The sequence below is a fragment of the Streptomyces sp. NPDC059785 genome, assembly GCF_042732375.1.
Classification (GTDB): domain Bacteria; phylum Actinomycetota; class Actinomycetes; order Streptomycetales; family Streptomycetaceae; genus Streptomyces.
Genome location: NZ_JBHWHV010000011.1, coordinates 34,852 through 58,060, shown reverse-complemented (window position 1 = coordinate 58,060; position 23,209 = coordinate 34,852). Strand labels below are relative to the sequence as shown.

Sequence of the window (23,209 nt, the reverse complement as noted above, 5' to 3'; positions counted from 1 at the left end):
AATGACTGAGCAGGTACATCCCGGTCCCCAGCTGGACTGGCTCCTGGACGGGCTCGTGGACCAGATACCCGAGATCCGCTGTGCCATCGTGCTCTCCGGGGACGGCCTCCTCATCGGCAAGTCGAAGGACCTGCGCCGGGACGACGCCGAGCACCTGTCCGCCGTCGGTTCGGGCATGCACAGCCTCGCCAGAGGCGTGGCCCGGCACTTCCGCGGCGGCGAGGTCCAGCAGACGGTCATCCAGATGGAACGGGCGTTCCTCTTCGTCACCGCGGCGGGCCGGGGGGCCCGGCTGGCCGCGATCGCCTCGGAGGAGGTGGACGTCGGGATGATGGCGTTCGAGATGGGCACGCTCGTCAAGCAGGTCGGCAAGTACCTCAGCGCCGCGCCTCGCGTGACGGATCCGTCCGGCAGCCGCATCCAGGATGCCTGAGCCGGAGTGGCTCGACGGTGGGCGGGCCGGACGCCATGTCCGGCCGTACGCCATCACCGGCGGACGTACCCGCCACAGTCAGCACGACTTCACGCTGATCACGCTGGTCGTCGCGCTCTCCCCCGACGGGGCGCGCCGCGACCGGCTGGAGCCCGAGGAGCTCCAGATCCTGACGCTGTGCCGGGACCGGGCCGTGGCCGTGGCGGAGATCGCGGCCACGCTGGACTTACCGGTCAGTGTGGTCAAGATCCTCTGCGGGGATCTGCTCAACGCCTCGCTGGTCCTGGTCCAGGCACCGCCCGGACAGGAGGAGCAGCCGAGCGTGGAACTCATCGAAAGGGTGATGGATGCCGTCCGTCAGCTCTGAAACGCTCCTGCCGACCGCGCTGAAGATCCTGATCGCGGGCGGGTTCGGCGTGGGCAAGACGACCATGGTGGGCTCGGTCAGCGAGGTGCCGCCGCTGGAGACCGAGGAACGCATCACCGAGGCGAGCCTGGGCGTCGACGACCTGGCGGGTGTGGAGGCGAAGCTCGCGACCACGGTGGCGATGGACTTCGGCCGCATCACGGTCGCCCCCGAACTGGTCCTCTATCTCTTCGGTACGCCGGGCCAGGACCGCTTCTGGTTCATGTGGGACGACCTGTCGTCCGGCGCGCTGGGCGCGGTGGTCCTCGCGGACACCCGCCGCCTGGACGCCTCCTTCGCCTCCGTGGACTTCTTCGAGGCCCGCGACATCCCCTTCGCGGTGGGCGTCAACTGCTTCGACGGCCGCCGCGACTGCACGGCCGAACAGGTCCGCCAGGCCCTCGACCTCGACCCGGCCATCCCGGTCGTCCTCTGCGACGTCCGCGACCGCGCCTCGAGCAAGGAGGTCCTGCTGGCCGTCCTGGAGGCGGCCCGTGCGCAGGCGGAGGCCCGGCTGACGACGGCGGGCGGGGTTTAGGGCGCGCCGATCGGATCACGCGCCAGGTCCGCGGTCCGCGCGCACCGGCCGGCCGGCCTTTGTCGAAGGGACACCACGATGGCCCCTCCTACAGTCTCCGGCGACGTCCGTCACGACGGGGAGGACGCGGGCCGCCCGCTGATCACTCCGGCGCTGGAGAACGTACTGACGGCCGTCGCGCGCCGGATCTGCTCGGTCGCCGGTCCCGGCACCTCCGCGGCGATCGAGCTCGCCCCGCGCGGGCAGTGGCTGGCGACGGTCGGCAGCGACTCGCTGGCGTACACCGTGACGGGGCTTCAGTACCGCTGCAACGACGGTCCGGCCCTGGCGCCGGAGGCCGTCCGGCTGCGTCATGTGAGCGACCTGGGGGCGGATGCGACTTGGCCGGTCTTCGCGGCGGGCGCGCGGCGGCTGGGGGTGCGCGGGCTGCTGGCGGTGCCGCTGGCCGAGCCGGACGAGACGGTGATGGGCCTGCTCGTCGTGTACTCCCGGGCGGCCGAGCCGCTCGCCCCCGAGGCCCGTACCCGGGTACGGGTGTTGGCGCGCGGGCTGTCGGCGACCGTGACGGCGCTGCTCGCGGAGTCCGTACCGCCGGAGGACGCCGGGCGTGATCCGTTCGGCTCGCTGACCGACCGGATCCTGGTCGAGAAGGCCGTCGGGGTGCTGATGGCCCGGCACGAGTGCGCCGCCGGGACGGCCCGGTCCCTCCTCCAGGAGACCGCGTTCCGGCACGGCACGGCTCTGCGGACGGCGGCCGTGACCGTCCTTGCGACCTTCACCCCTCGCCCACTGCACGGGAGTTGACGGCGTCCGCCGGGACCCGCCCGGCCGTGCCGCCCGCCGCCGGCGACGGCGTATTACGGTGAACTGTCATGAACATCAGTGTGGTTGCCGCGGCCCGTGAGGACGACAGTCCGGTGGACGAACCGTTGCGTGTCGCGACGGTGGCGGACCGGCTGGGATACGGAGAGGTGTGGTTGGGCGAGGGGCCCACGTGGGACGCGTTCGCGCTGGCGACGGCGGTCGGCCTGGCCACCGAGCGTGTCACGCTGACCGCGGGTCCGGTGGCCGTCTCGGTCCGCGACCCGCTGTCGATCGTGCGGGGCGCCGCGTCGGCCGCCTCGGTCACCGGCCGCCCGGTCGGCGTGGCGCTCGGCGCGTCCAGCGTGCGGGTGGTGGAGGGGGTGCACGGGGTGCCGCGGACCCGGGTCGCGACCGCCTTGGCCGAGAGCGCGCGGGCCGTGCGGGAGCTGATGCGGGGCGAGCCGGGCGAGGAGATCGTGCCCGGCAGCGGCTTCCGCAGGCGGCTGCCGCCGCCAGGGGGGCTGCTGACGGTGGCGGCGTTCGGCGACCGGGCGATCGCGACGGCCGCCCGGTACGCGGACCGGATGGTGCTCGACTCGGTCTCCCCCGAGCAGGTGGCCGCGCTGCGCGCGAAGCTCGACGCGGCGGCGCGGGAGGCGGGGCGCACCCCGCCCCGGCTGGCCGCCTGGCTGCCGACGGCCGTGGACCCGGAGCCTGAGTCGCTGGCGCAGGTGCTGCGCGGCGTCGCCGGGTATCTGAAGGTGCCCGGCTACCTGGACATGTTCGCCGCGGCCGGTTTCGGCGCCGCGGTGGAACTGGCCCGCACCGGCGCCGGCCCGGCGGAACTGGTCGCGGCCCTGCCACCGGAGGCCGCCGCCACCGTCGGCCTGGTCGGCGACGCGCGCTCCGTCCGCGCCCGGCTCGACGCCTACGCCACCGCCGGCCTCGACGAGGCCGCCCTCGTCCCGGCCACGACCGGCGACCCGGGCGGCGAACGCACACTCACGGCACTGGCGACACTCGCGACGTCGGCGGTGTGAGGAGGGGCCGTGGCCGCCGGTTGTCCGGCGGGCACGGCCCCTCGTCCGCACATTTCGGTGGGTCAGCTCTCGGTGGGTGCCAGCCGCAGCGAGATGCTGTTGATGCAGTACCGCTGGTCGGTGGGGGTCGGGTAGCCCTCGCCCTCGAAGACGTGCCCGAGGTGGGACCCGCACCGGGCGCAGCGGACCTCCGTGCGCACCATCCCGTGGGAGCGGTCCTCGATCAGCTCCACCGCATCGGTGTCCTTCGGGTCGTAGAAGGACGGCCAGCCGCAGTGCGACTCGAACTTCTCGCCGGAGGTGAACAGTTCGGCGCCGCAGGCGCGGCAGGAGTACACACCCTTGGTCTTGGTGTCCGTGTACTCACCGGTGAAGGCCGGTTCCGTGCCCGCCTGGCGGAGCACGGTGTACTCCGCCGGGGTCAGCTCCGTGCGCCACTGCTCGTCCGGCTTCTCGACGTCGTACGACATCAGCTCAACCCCTTACAAGTACGTCTACAGGTGCTACGACTGCTTCGACAGGCGGCCGAGGATCCCGGGACCGAGGTCCGTGACGTCTCCGGCGCCCATGGTGAGAACAAGATCGCCCGGCTTCGCCATTCCCGCGACGACCGCGGCGACCTCCGCCTTGTCGTGGACCGCGGTCACGTCCGCGCCCGCCGCCCGCGCCGCCTCGATGATCAGCCCGCTCGTGACACCCGGGATCGGGTCCTCGCGGGCCGGATAGATGTCCAGGACCAGGGAGGCGTCGGCGAGGGCGAGGGCGTGGCCCATCTCCTTGCCGAGCTCCTGGGTGCGGGAGAACAGGTGGGGCTGGAAGACGACCAGGATGCGGGCGTCGCCCGCCGCAGCGCGCATCGCCTCCAGGTCCGCCGTCATCTCGGTGGGGTGGTGCGCGTAGGAGTCGACGACCTGGACGCCCGCCGCCTCGCCGGTGAGCTGGAGGCGGCGCTTGACGCCGGTGTAGGAGGCCAGGGCCGGGGCCAGCTCCGCCGCGGGGACGCCGAGCGCGACGCCGGCGGCGAGCGCGGCCACCGCGTTGTGCGCGTAGTGGCGGCCGGGGACGGAGACCGTGAAGGTGAGCGGCGCGCCGTCCAGCTCGACGGTGACCTCGCTCTTCAGCCCCTGCGGGACGACCGACAGCACCCGCACACCGGCGTCGGCCGCGTCCCCGTACGTCACCACCCGCACACCGCGTCCGGCGATCCGGCGGGTCAGCTCGCGCGCGCCCTCGTGGTCGGCGTTGATCACCAGGGTGCCGCCCTCGGTGATCCGGTCCACGAACGTCTCGAAGGACTCGTAGATCTCGTCCATGGAGGCGTAGTTCGCGTGGTGGTCCAGCTCCACGTTGAGGATGATCGCGACCTCGGGCGCGTACTTGTGGAAGCTGCGGTCCGATTCGTCGGCCTCGGCGACGAAGATCTCGCCGGTGCCGTGCAGCGCGTTCGAACCGGGGGCGTCGAGGTCGCCGCCGATCGCGTACGAGGGGGCCAGGCCCAGCGTGGACAGCGACACGGCCAGCATGGACGTCGTGGTCGTCTTGCCGTGGGTGCCGGCGACCGCGATCGGGCGCAGCCCGTCCATCAGCCGGGCCAGCGCGTCCGAGCGGTGGACCACCGGGATGCCCAGCTCCGCCGCCCGGGCCAGCTCGGGGTTGTCCTCACGGATCGCCGAGGAGACGACCACGCAGGTGGCCCCGGGCGACAGATGCTCCGCAGCGTGGCCGATGTGCACCGTCACGCCGAGCGCGCGCAGCGCCCCGGCGGTGGCCGACTCCTTGGCGTCACTGCCGGCCACCTCGGCCCCGCGCTGCGCGAGGATCTTGGCGATGCCCGACATTCCGGCGCCGCCGATGCCGATGAAGTGGGGCCGGTCCATGGCGGTGGGAAGGCCGGGTGCCATGCGTGTTCTCTCCAAGCGTCGGACGACGGGGGACGTCCCGGGCGCCGGACGACGGGGACGTCGGCCTAGCCTAAGCCTTGCTGTGGGAGAACAGTTTCAGCACCGGGACGCCCACCTTGTGCCGGGCCCGGGAGGCCCAGTCCCGGTGGAAGAACTCCTCCACGTAGTGCGGGTCGGTCAGCACGATCACCTCGTCCGCGCCGGTGGCCTCGACCAGACTCTTGAGGGCGTCGAGCGGGTGGTCCTCGATCAGGCGCCCGTCCGCCGCGCTGCCCGCCGCCCGCAGCGCCACCAGGGACACCTCCAGAGCCCGCTGCCCCTGCCCGGCCGCCTCCTCGCCCTCCGGCGTCTCGTGCTCGCGCGCCGCCTCGTCCAGCTCCCCCAGGGCCACGTCGTCGATGGCCCGCAGCAGGCGGTCCGCCTGGTCGCCGCGGGGCTGGAGCAGTACGTGGAAGGAAACCGCCTCGTCACCGTGCAAAGTGGTGACGAATTCCACGTCGGCGGACGTCAGGGCCTTCTCGATCATCAAAACGCTTGTGAACACGACAGGCGCCCTTCTCCTCCGCGGGCCGTCTGGGGCCCTGTCTCCTCCGGGGCCGCGCGGGCCCCGTCTCTGCCGCGGGCCGCACCTGGGCAGCCCTGCGGAAACCATCCTGCCCCGTAACCGCACGGGTACCGCCAGATTTAGTGTGCCCGGCGGAAGAGAAACGGAACGATCGATTCCGTGAATTCGTCAGGATCGGCGGTAGCGGCCGAAGACGAAGCCCGCCTCCTCCAGCAGGGAGGTCAGGGCGAAGCGGGCCGGGACCTCGACGCGGGGTCCGCCCGCGATGCGCTGCGCGTCCCCGGCCGTGAGCGTCGGCGACAGCGTCAGGCACAGCTCGTCGAGGACCCCGGCGGCGATGAACTGCCCCAGCAGCCGCGGACCGCCCTCGGTCAGCAGCCGGGTCATCCCGCGCTCGCCGAGCGCCCGCACCGCGCGGGCCGGGTCCACGCCCGCACCGTCCCCGGCGACGACCACCTCGGCGCCCGCCTTGCGCGCGGCCGCGATCCGCGCGGGGTCCGCCGCCGCGCCGGTCAGCACCAGCGTGGGCACCAGGGGCGAGGTGAACAGCGGCAGCGCGAAGTCCAGCTCCAGGCTCGCGCTCACCACGGCGACGGCGGGCGCGGGGCCCTGCCCGGCGGCCTCGCGGAGCGCGGCGAACTCCGCACGCGCGCGTGCCGGACGGTATCCCTCCTGGCGCACGGTCTGGGCGCCCACGACCACCACGTCCGCGAGCGCCCGCAGGGTGCCGAAGATCCGCATGTCGGCGGCGCCCGAGATGGGCTGGGAGCGGCCGTCGTGCTGGGCGGCACCGTCGAGCGTGGACACCATGTTGGCGCGCAGCCAGGGACGCCCGGCGTCGGGATAGGCGTAGGCCGCCGCCAGCTCGTCCAGCCCCCACTCGCGGTCCGCCGTCGCGTCCGGGGCCTGGGCTGCTGTTTCGTCGGTCACGGGGAGGTCGGTCACAGGGAACAGGCGTCGCATGTCGTGCAGTGTGGCACGGCACGTAAAGTGGATAAGCGTGTCGTCATCCACCACCGCCCCCGGGTCCGGCCCGGCAGCCGAGGCGGCCCCGCTCTCCCTGTGCGCCCGCGAGCCGCACGTCCCCGCGGACCGGCTGGTCGCCGAACTGGTGCCGCCGCCGCGGTTCGACTCGGTCCGCTTCGATACGTACATACCGGACCCGAACCAGCCCAGCCAGACCGAGGCCGTGCGGGTGCTGAGCGCCTTCGCCACGGGGCTCGGCGGGGCGCACGCCACCGGTCAGGGCAAGCGGCGGCTCTTCAGCTTCGGCAAGGCGCCCAAGCAGGCGCCCGCCGGCCCCCGCGGCGTCTACCTGGACGGCGGCTACGGCGTCGGCAAGACCCATCTGCTGGCCTCCCTGTGGCACGCGACCCCGGCCGAGCCGGAGCGCAAAGCGTTCGGCACCTTCGTGGAGCTGACGAACCTGGTCGGCGCGCTGGGCTTCCAGCAGACCGTACGGACGCTCTCGGACCACCGGCTGCTGTGCATCGACGAGTTCGAGCTGGACGACCCCGGCGACACGGTCCTGGTCTCGACCCTGCTCGGCAAGCTGGTCGACGCGGGCGTCGCGCTCGCCGCCACCTCCAACACCCTGCCCGGCAAGCTCGGCGAGGGCCGGTTCGCGGCCGCCGACTTCCTGCGCGAGATCCAGGGCCTGTCCGCGCGCTTCCGCCCGCTGCGCATCGACGGCGAGGACTACCGCCACCGCGGGCTGCCCGAGGCCCCGGCGCCGTACTCCGACGACGAGGTCACGAAGGCGGCCTACGCGACGCCCGGCGCCTCGCTCGACGACTTCCCGGCCCTGCTCGACCACCTCGCGCGCGTGCACCCCAGCCGGTACGGCGCGCTGACCGGCGACCTGAGGGCGGTCTGCCTCACCGGCGTGCGGCCGGTCCCGGACCAGTCGACGGCGCTGCGCCTGGTCGTGCTCGCCGACCGGCTCTACGACCGCGAGGTGCCGGTGCTCGCCTCCGGGCAGCCCTTCGACCGGCTGTTCAGCGAGGAGATGCTGAACGGCGGCTACCGCAAGAAGTACTTCCGCGCGATATCCCGGCTCACCGCCCTCGCCCGGGACGCCGGGAAGCTGGTCGGGGCGTAGGGCTCCGCGCTCCGCACGACGGCAGGCCCTGGATCACGGGTGGTATCCCGCCAAGGGTCCCGCTGTTTCCGGTCCGCCGTGCGTCCCGCCGTTTCAGCTCCTCTTCAGGGTGAAACGTTAAGTTAACCCTGCAAACAACTTCCGGCGTCAGCATGGACGTTGACGCACGGGATCAGGAGCCGGGGAGGGGGCGCATGGTGCGAGGTACGACGGCCCGTCACCTGCTTTCGGTGCTCGCCGCCGTCCTGTTGAGTCTGCAACTGCTGGGCCCCGCGGAAGCCTTCGCGTCCGTACACACGAGCGAAACCATCTCGTGCGACGACACCGAGCACCCGCGCAGGACGGCGCTGCCGCTGGGCACGCGCGACCGCGGCCGCGGCGACAAGCCCGCACCTCCCGCCCCCGTGCGCGGCGATCTCGGACGCGACCCCGCGGCGTCCTGCACCCCGCCCGCGCTCCCCGCCGACCACCACCGGCCGTCGAGATCCTCCACATCCCATACTCCGGCCGCACTCCAGGTCTTCCGCTGCTGAGCAGGGCGCCACACCCCCCACGCTCCGTTCTCGCAGACCGACGCGCCACCGAGGCGCGCCAGGAGGAACAGTCATGCAACCCCTCATCGATCATGCCCGCGCACACGGACAGCGCCCTGAGGAGTTCGCCCCACTCGCCCAGGGCCAGTCGCCGCAGGCCCTGTTCATCACCTGCTCGGACTCCAGGGTCGTCCCGGCCCTGATCACCGGCGCCCGCCCCGGCCAGCTCTTCGAGCTGCGCACCGCAGGCAACATCGTCCCGCCCTACGCCTCCGACCGCCCCACCGGCGAGGCCGCCACCATCGAGTACGCCGTCGAGGTGCTCGGCGTCACCGACGTGGTCGTGTGCGGACACTCGCACTGCGGCGCGGTCGGCGCCCTGGTGCGCGGTGACGACCTGACCGCCGTACCCGCCGTGCGCGACTGGCTGGCGCACGCGGCCCAGCGCCCGGCCGGTGCGGCGGAGGATCCGACCGTGGCCGACGCGGTGCAGAGCCACATACTCACGCAGCTCCTGCGGCTGCGGTCCTACCCGTGCGTCGAGGCCCGGCTCGCCGACGGCCGGCTGCGGCTGCACGCCTGGTTCTACGAGGTGCACACCGGAGTCGTCCAGGCGCACAGCGCGGACACCGACGCCTTCGAGGCGCTGTGAGCGCCCCGGGTACGGCCTCGCGGACCGGGCAGGTGCCCGGCGGACCGTCGACCCGCGCGCGGTTCCCGCACTGGCGGCAGGACTTCGCCGCCTCGGTCGTCGTCTTCCTGGTCGCCCTGCCGCTGTGCGTGGGCGTCGCCGTGGCCTCCGGTGTCCCGGCCGAACTCGGCCTGGTCACCGGCATCGTGGGCGGTCTCGTCACCGGCGTGATGCGCGGCAGCAGTCTCCAGGTGTCGGGCCCGGCCGCGGGTCTGACCGTGCTCGTCTTCGAGGCGGTGCGCGAGTTCGGGCTGCCCGTGCTCGGTGTGATCGTGCTCGCCACGGGCGTGCTCCAGGTGGTGATGGGCGCCTTCAGGCTGGGGCGGTACTTCCGGGCCATCTCGGTCGCCGTCGTCGAGGGCATGCTGGCCGGCATCGGCCTCGTACTGATCGCGGGCCAGCTCTACTCGGCGGCGGGCATGACCGCGCCCGCCTCCGGCGTGGACAAGATCACCGGACTGCCGGAGGCACTGGTGGAGGCCGTCGGCAACGGCCGGGCGCTGGCCTCCCTCGCGCTCGGCGCGGGCACCGTCGCCCTGCTCGTGCTGTGGCCGCGGCTGCCGCGGCGGGTGCGTACGGTGCCGGGCCCGCTCGCCGCGGTCGCGCTCGCCACCGTCGCCTCGCTGGCGCTGACCCTGCCGGTCGCCACGGTCGAGGTGCAGGGCCTGCTCGGCTCGCTGCAACCGCCGTCCCTGGACGCGTACGGGGAACTGGCGAGCGTCGGCGTGCTCGGCACGGTTCTGGCCTTCGTACTGATCGCGTCCGCCGAGTCCCTGTTCAGCGCCGCCGCCGTGGACCGGCTGCACGACGGCCCGCGCACCGACTACGACAAGGAACTGGTGGCCCAGGGCGCGGGCAACACCGTGTGCGGGCTGCTCGGCGCGCTGCCGATGACCGCGGTGATCGTCCGCAGCTCGGCCAACGTCCAGGCGGGCGCCCGTACCAAGGCGTCCCGCGTGCTGCACGGCGTGTGGCTGCTGCTCTTCGCGGCGCTGCTGCCCGCCGCGCTCGCCGTCATCCCGCTCCCCGCGCTCGCGGGCGTCCTGGTGCACGCGGGCTGGAAGCTCATCCCGCTGCGCCAGCTCAGGGCGCTGTGGCGGGAGCACCGGGGCGAGGCGCTGATCCTCGTCGTCACTGCCGTGTCCATCGTCGCGGTGAGCATGTTCGAGGGCGTCCTGATCGGTCTCGCGCTGGCCGTGGTGAAGACGGCCTGGGAAGCCTCGCACGTCCGCCTGGAAATTGTGGACAAGGGGGCAGGGCCCGTGCAGGCGCACCTGTCGGGCAACGCGACCTTCCTGCGGCTGCCGAAGATCCTCGACAGCCTGGAGGCGCTCCCCCAGGACCGCCCGGTGGAGCTGAACCTGTCCGGACTGCACCACCTGGACCACGCCTGCCGCGTCGCCCTGGAGAACTGGGCGGCCCGGCACAGCGACACCGGGACCGAGCCGGTGAAGGTCACGCCGGTGCCGTGACCGTGCGGTGACCGAACGGTACGCACAAGGCCCCCGGCCGGATCCGCACACGTCGGACCCGGCCGGGGGCCGCGCGTCACCGTGCCACCGCATGGTTCCCGCCAACCGGAACGCGTGCTACACACAGCGGGGTCACAGTCCTGTCCGCCAGCAGGAAGGTCACCCATGTCAGAGCACGCGGAGTACACAGAGCACACAGCGAACGCGGAGCACGACGCCCGGCACGCCGAACGCACCGGTTCGACCCGCCGTCAGGTCCTCGCCCGTACCGGCGCGGTGGGCGCCTCGATCGCCTTCGCGGGGAACCTCACCGAACTCTTCGCGGGCACCGCCGCCGCCCAGGACCTCGGCCACCACGGCTACGGCCCCCTGATCCCCGACCCGGACGGGCTGCTCGACCTGCCGGAGGGCTTCCGTTACCGGGTGCTGTCCCGCGAGGGCGACCCGCTCCGCTCGGGCGAGGGCCCGGTGCCCAGCAACCACGACGGCATGGCGGCCTTCGCGGGCCGCAGCGGCCGCGTACACCTGGTCCGCAACCACGAGAACCGCCCCACCGCGAAGCACCGCGTCCCCGCCGTCGACGGCCTCACCTACGACCCGGCGGGCCTCGGCGGCTGCACGGCGCTCACCCTGGACCGGCGCGGCGACGCGCTCGGGCACGTGGTCTCGGAACACGTCGCGATCGCCGGTACGGCCGTCAACTGCGCGGGCGGTCCCACCCCGTGGGGCACCTGGCTGACCTGCGAGGAGGCCGAGGACAGAGCGGGCACCAGCGGCTACACCAAGGACCACGGTTTCATCTTCGAGGTCGACCCGGTCGTCCCCCGCCGCACCGGAGCCGTACCGCTCACGGCGATGGGCCGCTTCCAGCACGAGGCGATCGCCGTCGACCCCGGGCGCGGCATCGTCTACGAGACCGAGGACGCCTTCCTCGAACCCTTCGGCCTCTTCTACCGCTTCCTGCCGAACAGGCCCGCGGGCGGCCTCGGTTCGCTGCACGCGGGCGGCAGACTCCAGGCGATGCGGGTGCCCGGCGTCCCCGATCTGTCCGCCGTCCAGGAGACGGGCGCGGTCTTCGACGGCATCCAGTGGGTGGACGTACCGGACCCGCTGGCCGCCGAGACGCCCGTACGCCTCCAGGACTTCGGTCCCGGGGGCATCACGCACGCGCAGAAGCTGGAGGGCTGCTACTGGGGCGGCCGGTGCGTGTACTTCGTGTCGTCCTTCGCGCACAGCGCCGAGGGATCGGCCGCGGACCACTACGGGCAGATCTGGCGGTACGACCCGGCCGCGCGCCGGCTCACCCTGGTGGTCGTGTTCGGCCCGGACACGGACGTGCGACTGCCCGGCGAGTCCCCGGACAACATCTGCCTCGCCCCGAGCGGCGGCCTCATGGTCTGCGAGGACGGCAACGGCGCCCAGCACGTCTTCGGCGTCACCCGGCACGGCGAGGTGTACGCGATGGCCCGCGGCGCCCAGAACATCGGCACGCCCGAGGCGCCCGAGTGGGGCGAGTTCGCGGGCGTCACCTTCGCCCCGGACGGCCGCACGATGTACGTGAACTGCTACACGCCGGGAACCACGTTCGCGATCACGGGCCCCTGGCGGAGGTAGGACCGGGCCGGAGCGGCCACCCCTCGTCCTCGGTCGCCTAGCGCTTCTTGCGGCGGCGGGCCGTCGTCCGTGGCCTAGCGCTTCTTGCGGCGGCGGGCGAGGGCGCGGGCCAGGACGGGGGCGGCGGTGCCGACGAGCAGCGCCGCGAGCGGCAGGACGAAGTCGGCCCAGGGGTCGCGGATCGGGTGGTAGGTGGCGGCACCGTCGGCCAGTTCGATGAACCCCAGCGGCCGGGCGTCGGCCCCGCCACCGCCGCCCCCGCCCTCACCGCTCTTGTCCTTGCCCGTGCTGTGCCCGGTGCCGCCGCCGAACCCGAAGCCGACCCGGGCGACGGGGACGACGGTGACGCCGTCACGGGTGACGGGTTCGCCGAACACGGCGGAGACGCTGGCCTGCCCGCCGAGCCGCCGCGCGAGCCCTTCCAGCAGCCGGGCGGTGGCACTGTCTCCGCCGACGCCGGCCGGGCTCTCGACGGGGACAACGGGTGCGCTGTCGGCATCGTGCGATCCGGCATCGTGCGATGTGGTCACGGTGATCCCCCCAGGTGGAGTGCGTGTGCGTCGGTCCGGAACGGCGTACGACTCCTGCTGCCCCCCAGCATGCGAGGTCCGGGGGCCGGGGGACCAGCCCCGTGCCGGGCGGTAAATGCCGTGCGGGGCATGCCGCGCGGTAATTGCCGTGCGGGCCGGAACGTCCGCTGTTAGCGTCTGCCGCATGAAGCGCGCCGCATGCCAGAAGACGACGCCGGAGAGTGTCCCGGCGCGCTGACTGCTGACTTGAGTCCGAAGCCCCGGGGCGAGTGCCCCGGGGCTTCGCCGTGCGGTCACTCGCCCGCCCACCGCATCCGCGAGGAGACCACGATGAACGACCGACAGGACGACCGTCCCCACGACCACCGCAGACTGGGACGCGAACTGGAGCTGTTCGGCACCGATCCGCTGATGGGTGCCGGACTGCCGTACTGGCTGCCGGACGGCGCGGCCGTGCGGCACGCCCTGGAGGAGTACGTACGCGACACCGAGCGCCGGGCCGGCTACCAGCACGTGTACTCGCCCGTCCTCGGCAAGCGCGAGCTGTACGAGATCTCCGGGCACTGGTCGCACTACAACGAGGACATGTTCCCGCCCATGGACCTCGGCGGCGGCAGCGGAGACGCAGGCAGGAGCGGTGGCGTGGGAGGGGACGGGGGCGGGGCACGGGCCGACGACGGGGAGCCGGCCGGGGAACAGCTCGTACTGCGCCCGAGCCTGTGTCCGCACCACGCGCTGATCTACCGCTCCCGCGCGCGCAGTTACCGCGAACTGCCGCTCCGGATGGCCGAACTGGGCGGCATGTTCCGCGCCGAGCGGTCCGGTGTGCTCGGCGGGCTCGGCCGGGTGCGCGCCATCCAGCTCAACGACGCCCATGTCTTCTGCACCCCGGACCAGGTCGCCGAGGAGGCGTACGCGGCTCTGGAGTTGATCCGCGGCGCGTACCGCGCGCTCGGCATCCGCCCCGCCCGCTACCGGCTCTCGCTGCCGGGCCCCGGCGGCAAGTACGTCGCCGGGGCGGAGCTGTGGGAACGGTCCGCCGCGCTGCTGCGCGACGTCCTGGCCCGGTCCGGCGAACCGTACGAGGCCGTGGCGGGCGAAGCGGCCTTCTACGGTCCCAAGATCGACGTACAGATCGCCGATCCGGCGGGCCGCGAGTCCACCCTGTCCACCGTGCAGGCCGACTTCCACCAGCCCGAACGGTTCGACCTGCGCTACGTCGGAGCCGACGGCGCCAGACACCGCCCCGTCATGGTCCACCGCAGCGTCATCGGCAGCCTGGAGCGGGCCGTGGCCCACCTGATCGAAGTGCACGGGGGCGCGTTCCCGGCCTGGCTCGCCCCGGTCCAGGTGGTGGTCCTGCCGGTCTCGGACGCCGAGACCGGCCAGGCCGTACGGCTGGTGAGGCGCTGCCTGGACCAGGGGCTGCGGGCCCGGCTCGCCGGTCCCGAACAGGGCACCCTGGGCGCCAGGATCCGGGCCGCCCGGCTGGTCCCGTACCAGGCGGTGATCGGCGCCCGGGAGGCCGCGGACGACCTGGTCTCCCTGCGCCTGCGCGACGGCCGCCGCCTGGAGGCCCGGCCGGCCGACGAGGTGCTGTCCCGCGTCGGCGCGCGCGTCGGCGCGTACGACACCGCGCTGTGGGACGGGGACCAGGGGGCGGACCGGGGGGCGGCCGTGCGCTGATCACCGCCGGGCGGGTGACCGCCGCCGGGCGGGTGACCGCCGCCGGGCGGGCGACCGCCGCCGGGCCGGTGACCGCCGCCGGGCCGGTGACCGCCGCCGGGCCGGTGACCGCCGCCGGGTGGGTGACCGCCGCCGGGTGGGTGACGTGTCCGGCGCACCGGCCAGCCCAGGGGCAGAAAGCGGGTATTTAGTTACATTTGCCCCGCTAGATTCGTCGTGTGATCACTCTTGTACGACGTATCGCCGCCGCCTGCGCCCTGGGCTCCGCGCTCGCCGCACTCACCGCGTGCGGGACCGCCGGTGACTCATCGCAGACCGCACGGCAGTCCGCGCACCTCCCGGTGGCCGTCCGCTCGCCGCATCCCACCCTGGCCCCCGGTCCCGCCGGGCTGACCCCGGTCTTCGAGAACGGACCCCGGACACGGGACCGTACCGTCGCCCTCACCTTCGACGCGGACATGACCGCCGACCAGGGGCCCCGGGCCGCGGCGGGCGAGCACTTCGACAACCCGGCGCTGATCGCCGCGCTGCGCGGACTGAAGGTCCCGGCCACGGTGTTCATGACCGGGCGCTGGGCCGAGCAGTATCCGGCGCAGGCCCGGGCCATCGGGCGGGACCCGCTCTTCGAGGTCGCCAACCACTCCTACAGCCACTACGCCTTCACCGCTGACTGCTACGGCCTGCCGACCGTCCGCCGCGACCGGATGCGGTCCGACGTGGACCGGGCCTTCGCCGCCTTCCGCAAGGCGGGGGTCCCCGACCCGATGCCGTACTTCCGTTTCCCCGGCGGCTGCTACGACCGGCGGTCGCTGCGGACGCTGAGCGCGGCCGGTGTCACCGCCGTGCAGTGGGACGTGGTCAGCGGGGACGCGTTCGCGTCGGACGCCGACGCGGTGGCGCGGGAGGTGCTCGACCGGGTGCGGCCGGGCTCGGTCGTCGTCATGCACTGCACGCGCAGCGCCGCGCCGGTGACCGAGCGGGCCGTCCGCGCGATCGTCCCCGAGCTGCGCGAGCGGGGCTTCCGGTTCGTGAAGGTGTCGGACCTGATCGGCGCGACGGCGGCCCACCGCCAGCGCCACTAGGGCGTGTTGCGAAAGTCCCGCCTGCCGCGCGACGCCATGCACGCCCTGGCCGACCCACTGCCCCGCTGACGGCTCCGGGCCATCGCTCACGGCCCCCGGCTTACGCTGGACGTATGAGCGACTACTGCGACACCGGTGCCGGAGCCACCCCGGTCTCCGTCCCGGACGGAACCCCGGCGGCGGGCGGTCCGCCGTTCGCCGAGTGCGTGCTGTGCCGGAAGCCGACCGAGTACCCGGAGTCGTACAAGGGGATCACGCTGTGCCCGGTCTGCGAGTGGCAGGAGGCGCAGCGCACGGCCTGCTCGGGCTGACCGGTCCGGCCGTCCGGCCTCCCCGCCCCTCCCGACCGCCCCTCCCGGTCGCCCCTCCCGACCGCCCCTGAAGAGCCGATCTTCGGCCTGGCAGACTGGGGACGTGAGCAGCGATCCCAGCGCCGTCGGACCCGGTGGACCCGGTCCCGTCGGCGACCCCGCGTCCGCCGACGGCCCCGCCCCGTCCGGCGACAGTCCCTTCCGTTCCGAGCGCACCGCGCGCGACGAGGCGCCGCAGTTCGTCCTGCCACTGGTCGCGCACATCGAGAAGGCCGCTCCCCCGGCGCGTACGGACGCGCTGGAGACCGCGGCACGCGCCGTGCTGACGCTCCTGAGCGACGAGCGGTCGCTCGGCGACGGCGAGTGGGCGCGGGCCGTGCGGGACTGGCAGGACGCCCGCATCCGCAAGGTGGTCCGGCGGGCCCGCGGCGCGGAGTGGCGGCGGGCCGAGGCGCTGCCCGGCATCACGGTCACCGGCAAGTCGGCCGAGGTGCGCGTCTACCCGCCGGTCCCGCTGGACGGGTGGCCCAAGGAGCTGGCCCGGCTCCAGGTCTCCGGCACGGACCTCGACGACCCCGAGCCGCCCGCGGAGCACGACCCGGCGGCGCCGGTGCTGTGGATGAGCCCCGAGGTGGACATGTCCGCGGGCAAGGCGATGGCCCAGGCGGGACACGGCGCCCAACTGGCCTGGTGGGAGCTGTCGGACGCGGACCGGGCGGCCTGGCGCGACGCCGGTTTCCCGCTCGCCGTGCGCACCGCGCCGCCCGCCCGGTGGGGCGAACTCGTCGCGTCCGGGCTCCCGCTGGTCCGCGACGCCGGTTTCACGGAGATCGCCCCCGGCTCCTGCACGGTGGTCGCCGACCACCCGGCGCTGCGCCGCTGACCCCGCCTCACGGATTCCGCCGCCGATCCCGCCTCACGGATTCCGCCCCTGCCCCCGCCTCACACATTTCTTCGAACCTCAAATGTTGCTCTGAACGTCTCCCCCGGCGGGTTCGGCACCGGCCCGCCGGGCGATACCACCGTCACCTGCGGATCTGTCGCGAGGGGGCGGCAGCCGGCCGGCGGGCGGTGCGGAAGGGGACGGGGACATGGAGCGACTGGGGACGGGGATCGGCTGGCGGCCGGAGATCGCGGACGCCGTGGAACGGATGCCGGGCATCGACTGGGTCGAAGCCGTGGCGGAGAACGTGTGCCCCGGGCACCTCCCGGAGTCGCTGCTGCGGCTGCGCGAGCGCGGCGTCACGGTCGTCCCGCACGGCGTCTCGCTGGGCCTGGGCGACGCGGACCGCCCGGCCGAGGCGCGCCTGACCGCGCTCGCCGAGCGGGCCGAGGCGCTGGGCTCCCCGCTCGTCACGGAGCACATCGCGTTCGTCCGCGCGGGCGGCCCCCGTACCGCGTCGCCCGTGCTGGAGGCGGGCCACCTGCTGCCGGTGCCGCGCACCCGCGACGCCCTCGACGTGCTCTGCGAGAACGTCCGTATCGCCCAGGCCGCGCTGCCGGTGCCGCTCGCCGTGGAGAACATCGCCGCGCTGATCTCCTGGCCGGGCGAGGAGATGACGGAAGGGCAGTTCCTGTACGACCTGGTGGACCGTACCGGCGTACGGCTGCTGATCGATGTCGCCAACCTCCACACCAACCACGTCAACCGCGGCGAGGACCCCGCCAAGGCGCTCGACGAACTCCCCGTGGAGGCCATCGCCTACGTCCATGTCGCCGGGGGTTTCGAACGCGACGGCGTCTGGCACGACAGCCACGCCCACCCCGTGACCCAGCCGGTCCTGGACGTGCTGGCCGACCTGGCCTCCCGGGTCCGCCCGCCCGGCGTCCTGCTGGAGCGCGACGAGAACTTCCCGTCCCCGGAGGAACTCGAGCGCGAACTGACCGCGATCCGCCGCACGCTGGAGGACTCCGCTCCCCGCCACGTCATCACGTGCTCTCCCGGCCACGTCATCACGTCCTCTCCCGCCTCCACCGCTGAAGAAGCCGCCACCTCGGACGAAGAACCCGCTTCCGAGCCCGCCCGCCGGCGGCTCGCGCTCGCGGAGGCCGCGCTGCTCTCCGCGCTGGTGGCGGGCGCCCCCGTACCGGAGGGGTTCGACCGCGTCCGGCTCGGGGTGCAGGCACGAGCGCTCGGCGCCAAGCGGGCGGACGTGGTGGCGAAGGTGGCCCCCGAGCTGCCGGAGATCCTCGGGGCGGGGTACCGGGCGGCGTTCCTCGCGTACGCGCGGGGCAATCCGATGACCGGCGGCTACCGGCGCGACGCGCTGTCCTTCGCCGAGGCGCTGCTGCTCGACGGGCGGTCCGGGGTGCTCGCGGACGCGGAGACCCGGCACCGGCTGCGCGACTGGTGGCTGGAGCGGTCAGGACCGGCCCCGCTGTCCCGGCGCCCGGCGGCCCGCCTCGCCCGCGCCACCCGCCGGATCCTGCTCCGCCGCTGACCCCACAACGACGGAGCACCCCACCGGGCCCCGACTCCACCACTGACCCCACAACGGCAGAGCACCCCACCAGACCCCGACTCCACCACTGACCCCACAACGGCGGAACACCCCACCAGACCCCAACTCCACCACTGACCCCACAACGGCGGCCGGAGCGCCCGCCTACCCCGTCCGCATCCTGGGATAAGGCATGGCGCTCCCTCGCGCCCTTCGCATATGAATCGGCCATGCTCTGGGTCCTCTTCCTGCTCCTGGCCTGGGCCGCCGCCGGGCTGGCCTGCACGCGGCTGTGCCTGGCCGCCGTGCACGCCGCGACGGCCGGCACCGGCGCCGTCGCCAGTACCGGTTTCCCCGCGGACAGCGGCGCGGACCGCGCGCCCGCGCTGACGCTGTACGAGGCCGCCTTCCTTTCCGGCGGCCCGGTCCGCGTCGCCGATCTCACCCTGGTGTCGATGGCCCGCCAGCGCCGGCTGCTGCTCGCGCACACCGGCTGGGCGACCGTCGTGGACCCGGACGGGCGGGACGACATGGAGCGTTCGGTGCTGGGGGCGATAGGCCCGCGGGGGCAGGCCCGGATAGCGCCGGTCCGCCGGGTCGCCGCGGCGGCCGACTCCGTGCGCCGGCTGGCCGACCGGCTCGCCGCGGCGGGGCTCGCCGTGCCGGACGGTGCCCCCACGACCGTGGCGGGCGCCGTCCGCCAGGTACGGGCGGCCGCGGCGGCGGCGCCGGTCCTGGGCGCCACCGCGCTGCTGATGCCGGGTCAGTTCTCCGAGAGCCGGGGTGTGATCGCCCTGTGGTTCGCGCTGCCGCTCGCCGTCGCGTTGCTGTGCCTCGCCATCGCGCGGTTCGAGGTCCACCCGTACAACCGCTGGGCCTCCCCCGCCGGGCAGCGCGCGCTCGCCGCGCTGGCCGCACACTCGGACGGCACGTATCTGGCCTCCGTCGCGGTGCACGGTGTCCGTGCGGCCGGCGAGCCGGACCTGCGCGCCGCCTTCGCCCACCGCGAGCGCTGAGAGCCCGGGGCGCATCGGGGTCACCGGCGCCGACACGCGCCCCGGTCCTTTACTTCACCAACCGCCCAACGAAATATCCCTTTCGTCGCCACTGTGACCCTGCCCGTGACTGGGCCCCGTGACCGAAGGGACAAGCGATGAGAGCTGTCGCCGTCTACTCAGCCGCCGGATCCGTGCTCCTGAGCGCGCTCGTCGCCACCCCCGCGAGCGGCCGGTCCGCCGACCCGGCCGCGGCCCTCGCCGCACCGGCGGACCCCGTCGCCGCCCTCGCGGACCCTGCGGACCCCATCGCCGACCTCGCCTATCCGGCCGAGACGCTCGGCACCACGGTGGCCGCCCGGCGCGCCGCGGCGGACGGCATCCGCTTCGGGAAGTGCTCCGAGGAGCAGGACGCGCCGGGCAGCCTGCGGTGCGGCACGGTGACCGTGCCGCTCGACTACGCCCGCCCCGACGGCAAGCGGATCAAACTGACCGTCAGCCGCGTGCGGGCCACCGGCAAGGACCCGCGCAACGCCAAGCGGAAGGTGCCCCGGCAGGGCGCCCTCGTCTTCAACCCCGGCGGCCCCGGCGCCTCCGGCATGTACTTCCCGATGGCCGGCGTGCTGCCCGAGTGGAAGCGCATCGCGGGGGCGTACGACCTGGTCGGCTACGCGCCGCGCGGCGTCGGCCGCTCCGCCCCGCTGTCCTGCGAGGACCCCAGGAGCATGCGCAAGGGGCCGTCGCAGGCGCCGACGGTGCCCTCGGAGTCGTACAAGAGGAAGCGCATCGCGGAGGCGAAGGCGTACGCGCGCGGCTGTGCCCGGCGCGGGGGCGCCGCGCTGCGCCACTGCACCTCGCTGAACAACGCCCGTGACCTGGAGGTGCTGCGCGCCGCCCTGGGCGAGCGGAAGCTGACCTTCCTGGGCTCGTCGTACGGCACGTACTTCGGGGCGCTCTACGCGACGCTGTTCCCCTCGCACGTGCGCCGCATGGTCTTCGACTCGGCCGTGAACCCGGACCCGCGCAAGATCTGGTACCGCAACAACATGGACCAGTCCGCGGCCTTCGAGCGCCGCTGGGCGGACTTCCGCGCCTGGGTCGCCCGGCACGACGACGTGTACGGCCTCGGCTCCACGGCGCGTACGGTCCAGCGCAGCTACGACAAGGCCCGCGCCCGGCTCGCCGCCTCACCGGCGGGCGGCAAGGTGGGGCCGGGGCAGTTGCAGTCGGCGTTCCTCCAGGCGGGCTACTACGACGACTACTGGCCGTCGCGCGCGCAGGCCCTGTCCGCGTACCTCAAGGGCGATGCGAAGCCGCTGCTCCAGCAGGCGGGCCCGCACCCGGAGGCGGCGGCCGGGCAGGACAACACCAACTCCGTCTACACGGCCGTGGAGTGCAACGACGCGCCCTGGCCGGCCGACTGGCGGGTCTGGGACCGGGACAACACCGCCCTCGCGCGCGTGGCACCCTTCGAGACCTGGGACAACGTGTGGATGAACCTGCCGTGCGCGTACTGGAGCGGGCCGCGGCAGCGGCCGCTGGATGTGCGGACGCTGCCCGGTGAGCTGCCGCCCACGCTGATCCTGGCGGCCGAGCGGGACGCGGCGGCCCCGTACGAGGGCGCTCTGGAGCTGCGGCGGCGGCTGCCGGGCGCGGCGCTGGTGACGGAGCGGGACGCCGGCACACACGGGATCGCGGGCGGCGCCAACCGGTGCGTCAACGCCCGTCTCGAGGCGTATCTGCTGCGGGGCGAGGTGCCGGGAGAGGGCACTCAGTGCGCGCCGCACCCGGAGCCCCGCCCGGCACCGCGTTCGACGGCGGCGCCGGGCGGTCACGGGAAGCGCTGATCAGGCGAGGCCCGCGATCAGCTCGGCGACGTCCTTGCGGCGGCCGGTGTAGAACGGGACCTCCTCGCGGACGTGCATCCGGGCCTCGGAGGCGCGCAGGTGACGCATGAGGTCGACGATCCGGTACAGCTCGTCGGCCTCGAAGGCGAGGATCCACTCGTAGTCGCCGAGCGAGAACGAGGCGACCGTGTTGGCGCGCACGTCCGGGTAGCCGCGGGCCATCTTGCCGTGGTCCGCGAGCATCCGGCGGCGGTCCTCGTCGGGCAGCAGGTACCAGTCGTAGGAGCGCACGAACGGGTAGACGCTGATGTAGTTCCGCGGCGTCTCGTCGGCGAGGAACGCCGGGATGTGCGAGCGGTTGAACTCGGCGGGGCGGTGCAGCGCCATGTTCGACCACACCGGCTCCAGGGCGCGGCCCAGCTTCGTGCGGCGGAAGAGGTTGTACGCCTCCTGGAGCTGGTCGCTCGTCTCGGCGTGCCACCAGATCATGAGGTCCGCGTCGGCGCGCAGACCGGAGACGTCGTACGTGCCGCGGACGGTCACGTCCTTGGCCGCGAGCTGGTCGAAGAGCTCCTGGACCTCGTCGGCGTAGCCCGTGCGGTCCGCGGGCAGGACGTCACGGAGCTTGAAGACGGACCACAGGGTGTAGCGGATGACCTCGTTGAGGTCCTTGGCCAGCTTGCCCTTGTTGGGGATCTTGGCGGGGGCGTCGTCACTCATGGGGCTATTCTCCCGCGCCGCCGTGCAGACTCTGCACCGGGTTCGCCGTCAGTTCGTCCACGGCGGCGCGGTCGCCGCGGAGCTGGTCCACCGCCGCGTACGCGCCGGCGATACAGGCCGGGATGCCCACTCCGTCGTACGCGGCGCCGCACACGGCGAGGCCGGGGAGCTTGCCCACGTGCTCGCGGACGCGGGCCACGCGCGCGTGGTGCCCGACCGGGTACTGCGGCAGGCCGTCGTCCCAGCGGGTGACGCGGGTGGCGACGGGCGCGGCCGTCACGCCGACGGCCTCCCGCAGGTCGTGCCGGGAGACGTCCACGAGGTCGGCGTCGTCGCGCTTCAGCACCTCCGTCTCCCCGTACCGCCCGACGGAGGTGCGCACGACCAGCAGGTCCGGGTTCTCGGCGTCGATCCAGCCCCATTTGCGGGAGGCGAAGGTGGCCGCCTTGATGGTGCGCCCGTCGACCGGCGGGACGAGGAAACCGCTGCCCTCGGGGAGGTCGGCCTCGGCGCGGCGGTAGGCGAGGGTGATGAGCGCCATGGACGCGTACTCCACGGCGGCCAGCTCCGCGGCGGCGGCGGGCGCCTCGGCGCGCAGCAGGCGGGCGGCGGCCGGAGCGGGCACGGCGAGCACGACGGCCGGGGCGTGCAGCGCGCCGTCCGCGGTGCCGACCCGCCAGCCCGCGTCCGTCCCCGCCGCCGCGTCCGTGACCCGGCGCAGCCCGGTCACCGGTGTCCCGGTGCGGATGTCGGCGCCCCGCGCGCGCAGCGAGTCGGCGACCGCGAGCGGCAGTCGCCCCACACCGCCCTCGATGCCCATGAAGACCGGGCCCGTGCGCCGGCCCGCGGCGGTCTTCTCCTGGATGCCGCGGACCGCCTCCGTCAGGGAGTCGTGCCGACGGGCCGCCTCGAAGAGCTGCGGGACCGCCGAGCGCATCGAGATGCGGTAGGCGTCGCCCGCGTAGACCCCGCCGAGCAGCGGCTCCACCAGGCGGTCGACGACCTCGCGGCCGAGCCGCGCCGCCACGTACTCCCCCACCGCCACGTCGTCGCCGAACTCCGTGCGGGGCAGCTCCGCGTCGCGCTCGATGCGCCGCAGCCCCTCCTCGGTGAGCAGCCCGGACAGCGCGGCGGCGGTGCCGGGCACGCCCATGACGTGCCCCTTGGGCATGGGGCGCAGGGCGTCGCGGGTCCAGATCGAGGCCGTCGCCGTGGACGGCGGCTGGAGGCGGTCGGCGAGGCCCGCCTCGCGCGCGAGGGCGACTGCCTCCGGGCGGCGCGCGAGCATCGACTCGGCGCCGAGGTCGACCCGCGCGCCCGCGATCTCGCCGGGCAGCAGCTTGCCGCCGAGCCGGTCGGCGGCCTCCAGGACGGTGACCCGCGCGCCCTCGTCGAGCAGCCGGTGGGCGGCGGCGAGCCCCGCGATCCCGCCCCCGATGACGACGACGTGTCCCGGCTCCGTACGAGTACGACTGTCCTGTGCGCGCATGTCTCCACCT

Annotated in this window: 24 protein-coding genes; 17 read left to right on the top strand and 7 right to left on the bottom strand. The window is 74.0% G+C overall.

Going from position 1 to position 23,209, the window contains the following annotated elements; translation table 11 throughout:
• The first annotated feature begins 1 nt into the window (after position 1).
• The 5 genes from ACFV6E_RS11110 (at position 2) to ACFV6E_RS11090 (ending at position 3,221) form a co-directional block, all read left to right on the top strand.
• Complete coding sequence (locus tag ACFV6E_RS11110) at positions 2-433, top strand: roadblock/LC7 domain-containing protein (protein WP_385161503.1); 432 nt, start codon at positions 2-4, stop codon at positions 431-433.
• Positions 426-800 (top strand): DUF742 domain-containing protein, encoded by a 375-nt coding sequence (locus ACFV6E_RS11105; protein ID WP_385161501.1) that lies wholly within the window; start codon positions 426-428, stop codon positions 798-800. Before ACFV6E_RS11110 ends, ACFV6E_RS11105 begins: the two co-directional genes overlap by 8 nt.
• Positions 781-1,377, top strand: a complete 597-nt coding sequence (locus tag ACFV6E_RS11100) for an ATP/GTP-binding protein (protein WP_385161499.1) — start codon at positions 781-783, stop codon at positions 1,375-1,377. The genes ACFV6E_RS11105 and ACFV6E_RS11100 overlap by 20 nt, the downstream gene beginning before the upstream one ends.
• A gap of 78 nt (positions 1,378-1,455) precedes the next feature.
• Positions 1,456-2,181 carry an ANTAR domain-containing protein gene (locus ACFV6E_RS11095; RefSeq protein WP_385460620.1) on the top strand — a complete coding sequence of 242 codons (726 nt, stop codon included), beginning with the start codon at positions 1,456-1,458 and terminating at the stop codon, positions 2,179-2,181.
• A gap of 68 nt (positions 2,182-2,249) precedes the next feature.
• Complete coding sequence (locus ACFV6E_RS11090; protein ID WP_385460617.1) at positions 2,250-3,221, top strand: LLM class F420-dependent oxidoreductase; 972 nt, start codon at positions 2,250-2,252, stop codon at positions 3,219-3,221.
• A 62-nt stretch (positions 3,222-3,283) separates the two neighbouring features.
• Here ACFV6E_RS11090 and msrB read toward each other — a convergent pair whose 3' ends face one another.
• From msrB to ACFV6E_RS11070, 4 genes are all read right to left on the bottom strand, one after another.
• Positions 3,284-3,691: a peptide-methionine (R)-S-oxide reductase MsrB gene (msrB, locus tag ACFV6E_RS11085; RefSeq protein ID WP_385460614.1), complete on the bottom strand. Its 408-nt coding sequence runs from the start codon at positions 3,689-3,691 to the stop codon at positions 3,284-3,286.
• Between the two features lie 33 nt (positions 3,692-3,724).
• Positions 3,725-5,122 carry a UDP-N-acetylmuramate--L-alanine ligase gene (murC, locus tag ACFV6E_RS11080; protein WP_385165224.1) on the bottom strand — a complete coding sequence of 466 codons (1,398 nt, stop codon included), beginning with the start codon at positions 5,120-5,122 and terminating at the stop codon, positions 3,725-3,727.
• Positions 5,123-5,192: 70 nt separating this feature from the next.
• Positions 5,193-5,666, bottom strand: coding sequence for an indole-3-glycerol phosphate synthase (locus ACFV6E_RS11075; protein ID WP_385165226.1), 474 nt, complete (start codon positions 5,664-5,666; stop codon positions 5,193-5,195).
• A gap of 189 nt (positions 5,667-5,855) precedes the next feature.
• Entirely contained in the window at positions 5,856-6,650 is a 795-nt protein-coding gene (locus ACFV6E_RS11070; protein WP_385165228.1) for a pyrimidine reductase family protein, read from the bottom strand.
• A 37-nt stretch (positions 6,651-6,687) separates the two neighbouring features.
• Between ACFV6E_RS11070 and zapE the strand changes: the two genes are divergently transcribed.
• From zapE to ACFV6E_RS11045, 5 genes are all read left to right on the top strand, one after another.
• Positions 6,688-7,788, top strand: coding sequence for a cell division protein ZapE (zapE, locus tag ACFV6E_RS11065; protein WP_385165230.1), 1,101 nt, complete (start codon positions 6,688-6,690; stop codon positions 7,786-7,788).
• 194 nt (positions 7,789-7,982) lie between these two features.
• Entirely contained in the window at positions 7,983-8,321 is a 339-nt protein-coding gene (locus tag ACFV6E_RS11060; protein ID WP_385165233.1) for a hypothetical protein, read from the top strand.
• A 73-nt stretch (positions 8,322-8,394) separates the two neighbouring features.
• Complete coding sequence (locus ACFV6E_RS11055; RefSeq protein ID WP_385165236.1) at positions 8,395-8,973, top strand: carbonic anhydrase; 579 nt, start codon at positions 8,395-8,397, stop codon at positions 8,971-8,973.
• A 32-nt stretch (positions 8,974-9,005) separates the two neighbouring features.
• Complete coding sequence (locus ACFV6E_RS11050; protein WP_385165283.1) at positions 9,006-10,484, top strand: SulP family inorganic anion transporter; 1,479 nt, start codon at positions 9,006-9,008, stop codon at positions 10,482-10,484.
• A 165-nt stretch (positions 10,485-10,649) separates the two neighbouring features.
• Entirely contained in the window at positions 10,650-12,098 is a 1,449-nt protein-coding gene (locus ACFV6E_RS11045; protein ID WP_385165239.1) for a PhoX family protein, read from the top strand.
• A gap of 74 nt (positions 12,099-12,172) precedes the next feature.
• Here the strand turns inward: ACFV6E_RS11045 and ACFV6E_RS11040 are convergent, their stop codons facing one another.
• Positions 12,173-12,628, bottom strand: a complete 456-nt coding sequence (locus tag ACFV6E_RS11040) for a spore germination protein GerW family protein (protein ID WP_385165241.1) — start codon at positions 12,626-12,628, stop codon at positions 12,173-12,175.
• Between the two features lie 330 nt (positions 12,629-12,958).
• Between ACFV6E_RS11040 and thrS the strand changes: the two genes are divergently transcribed.
• From thrS to ACFV6E_RS11005, 7 genes are all read left to right on the top strand, one after another.
• Positions 12,959-14,314, top strand: coding sequence for a threonine--tRNA ligase (thrS, locus tag ACFV6E_RS11035; RefSeq protein ID WP_385165243.1), 1,356 nt, complete (start codon positions 12,959-12,961; stop codon positions 14,312-14,314).
• A 218-nt stretch (positions 14,315-14,532) separates the two neighbouring features.
• Positions 14,533-15,396: a polysaccharide deacetylase family protein gene (locus ACFV6E_RS11030; protein WP_385460611.1), complete on the top strand. Its 864-nt coding sequence runs from the start codon at positions 14,533-14,535 to the stop codon at positions 15,394-15,396.
• A gap of 113 nt (positions 15,397-15,509) precedes the next feature.
• Positions 15,510-15,707, top strand: a complete 198-nt coding sequence (locus ACFV6E_RS11025; protein ID WP_385165249.1) for a hypothetical protein — start codon at positions 15,510-15,512, stop codon at positions 15,705-15,707.
• 103 nt (positions 15,708-15,810) lie between these two features.
• Entirely contained in the window at positions 15,811-16,590 is a 780-nt protein-coding gene (locus ACFV6E_RS11020; protein WP_385460608.1) for a peptidyl-tRNA hydrolase, read from the top strand.
• A gap of 208 nt (positions 16,591-16,798) precedes the next feature.
• Positions 16,799-18,148, top strand: a complete 1,350-nt coding sequence (locus tag ACFV6E_RS11015; RefSeq protein WP_385460606.1) for a DUF692 domain-containing protein — start codon at positions 16,799-16,801, stop codon at positions 18,146-18,148.
• Positions 18,149-18,378: 230 nt separating this feature from the next.
• On the top strand, positions 18,379-19,164 hold the full coding sequence (locus tag ACFV6E_RS11010; protein WP_385460603.1) for a TIGR04222 domain-containing membrane protein: 786 nt from the start codon (positions 18,379-18,381) through the stop codon (positions 19,162-19,164).
• 137 nt (positions 19,165-19,301) lie between these two features.
• Complete coding sequence (locus ACFV6E_RS11005; protein ID WP_385460600.1) at positions 19,302-20,990, top strand: alpha/beta hydrolase; 1,689 nt, start codon at positions 19,302-19,304, stop codon at positions 20,988-20,990.
• Here ACFV6E_RS11005 and hemQ read toward each other — a convergent pair whose 3' ends face one another.
• Both hemQ and hemG read right to left on the bottom strand, forming a co-directional pair.
• Positions 20,991-21,710 carry a hydrogen peroxide-dependent heme synthase gene (hemQ, locus tag ACFV6E_RS11000; RefSeq protein WP_385165260.1) on the bottom strand — a complete coding sequence of 240 codons (720 nt, stop codon included), beginning with the start codon at positions 21,708-21,710 and terminating at the stop codon, positions 20,991-20,993. It lies immediately after the preceding gene.
• Between the two features lie 4 nt (positions 21,711-21,714).
• The gene (gene hemG / locus ACFV6E_RS10995) at positions 21,715-23,199 is read right to left on the bottom strand and encodes a protoporphyrinogen oxidase (protein ID WP_385460597.1); all 1,485 of its coding nucleotides are present in this window, start codon (positions 23,197-23,199) and stop codon (positions 21,715-21,717) included.
• Positions 23,200-23,209: the final 10 nt, after the last annotated feature.

What these genes read in the sequence shown, in the direction of transcription:
- ACFV6E_RS11110 (WP_385161503.1), top strand. Translation starts at nt 2, where the DNA reads ATGACTGAGCAGGTACATCCCGGTCCCCAGCTGGACTGGCTCCTGGAC.
- ACFV6E_RS11105 (WP_385161501.1), top strand. Translation starts at nt 426, where the DNA reads ATGCCTGAGCCGGAGTGGCTCGACGGTGGGCGGGCCGGACGCCATGTC.
- ACFV6E_RS11100 (WP_385161499.1), top strand. Translation starts at nt 781, where the DNA reads ATGCCGTCCGTCAGCTCTGAAACGCTCCTGCCGACCGCGCTGAAGATC.
- ACFV6E_RS11095 (WP_385460620.1), top strand. Translation starts at nt 1,456, where the DNA reads ATGGCCCCTCCTACAGTCTCCGGCGACGTCCGTCACGACGGGGAGGAC.
- ACFV6E_RS11090 (WP_385460617.1), top strand. Translation starts at nt 2,250, where the DNA reads ATGAACATCAGTGTGGTTGCCGCGGCCCGTGAGGACGACAGTCCGGTG.
- msrB (WP_385460614.1), bottom strand. Translation starts at nt 3,691, where the DNA reads ATGTCGTACGACGTCGAGAAGCCGGACGAGCAGTGGCGCACGGAGCTG.
- murC (WP_385165224.1), bottom strand. Translation starts at nt 5,122, where the DNA reads ATGGCACCCGGCCTTCCCACCGCCATGGACCGGCCCCACTTCATCGGC.
- ACFV6E_RS11070 (WP_385165228.1), bottom strand. Translation starts at nt 6,650, where the DNA reads ATGCGACGCCTGTTCCCTGTGACCGACCTCCCCGTGACCGACGAAACA.
- ACFV6E_RS11060 (WP_385165233.1), top strand. Translation starts at nt 7,983, where the DNA reads ATGGTGCGAGGTACGACGGCCCGTCACCTGCTTTCGGTGCTCGCCGCC.
- ACFV6E_RS11055 (WP_385165236.1), top strand. Translation starts at nt 8,395, where the DNA reads ATGCAACCCCTCATCGATCATGCCCGCGCACACGGACAGCGCCCTGAG.
- ACFV6E_RS11045 (WP_385165239.1), top strand. Translation starts at nt 10,650, where the DNA reads ATGTCAGAGCACGCGGAGTACACAGAGCACACAGCGAACGCGGAGCAC.
- thrS (WP_385165243.1), top strand. Translation starts at nt 12,959, where the DNA reads ATGAACGACCGACAGGACGACCGTCCCCACGACCACCGCAGACTGGGA.
- ACFV6E_RS11025 (WP_385165249.1), top strand. Translation starts at nt 15,510, where the DNA reads ATGAGCGACTACTGCGACACCGGTGCCGGAGCCACCCCGGTCTCCGTC.
- ACFV6E_RS11015 (WP_385460606.1), top strand. Translation starts at nt 16,799, where the DNA reads ATGGAGCGACTGGGGACGGGGATCGGCTGGCGGCCGGAGATCGCGGAC.
- ACFV6E_RS11010 (WP_385460603.1), top strand. Translation starts at nt 18,379, where the DNA reads ATGCTCTGGGTCCTCTTCCTGCTCCTGGCCTGGGCCGCCGCCGGGCTG.
- ACFV6E_RS11005 (WP_385460600.1), top strand. Translation starts at nt 19,302, where the DNA reads ATGAGAGCTGTCGCCGTCTACTCAGCCGCCGGATCCGTGCTCCTGAGC.
- hemQ (WP_385165260.1), bottom strand. Translation starts at nt 21,710, where the DNA reads ATGAGTGACGACGCCCCCGCCAAGATCCCCAACAAGGGCAAGCTGGCC.
- hemG (WP_385460597.1), bottom strand. Translation starts at nt 23,199, where the DNA reads ATGCGCGCACAGGACAGTCGTACTCGTACGGAGCCGGGACACGTCGTC.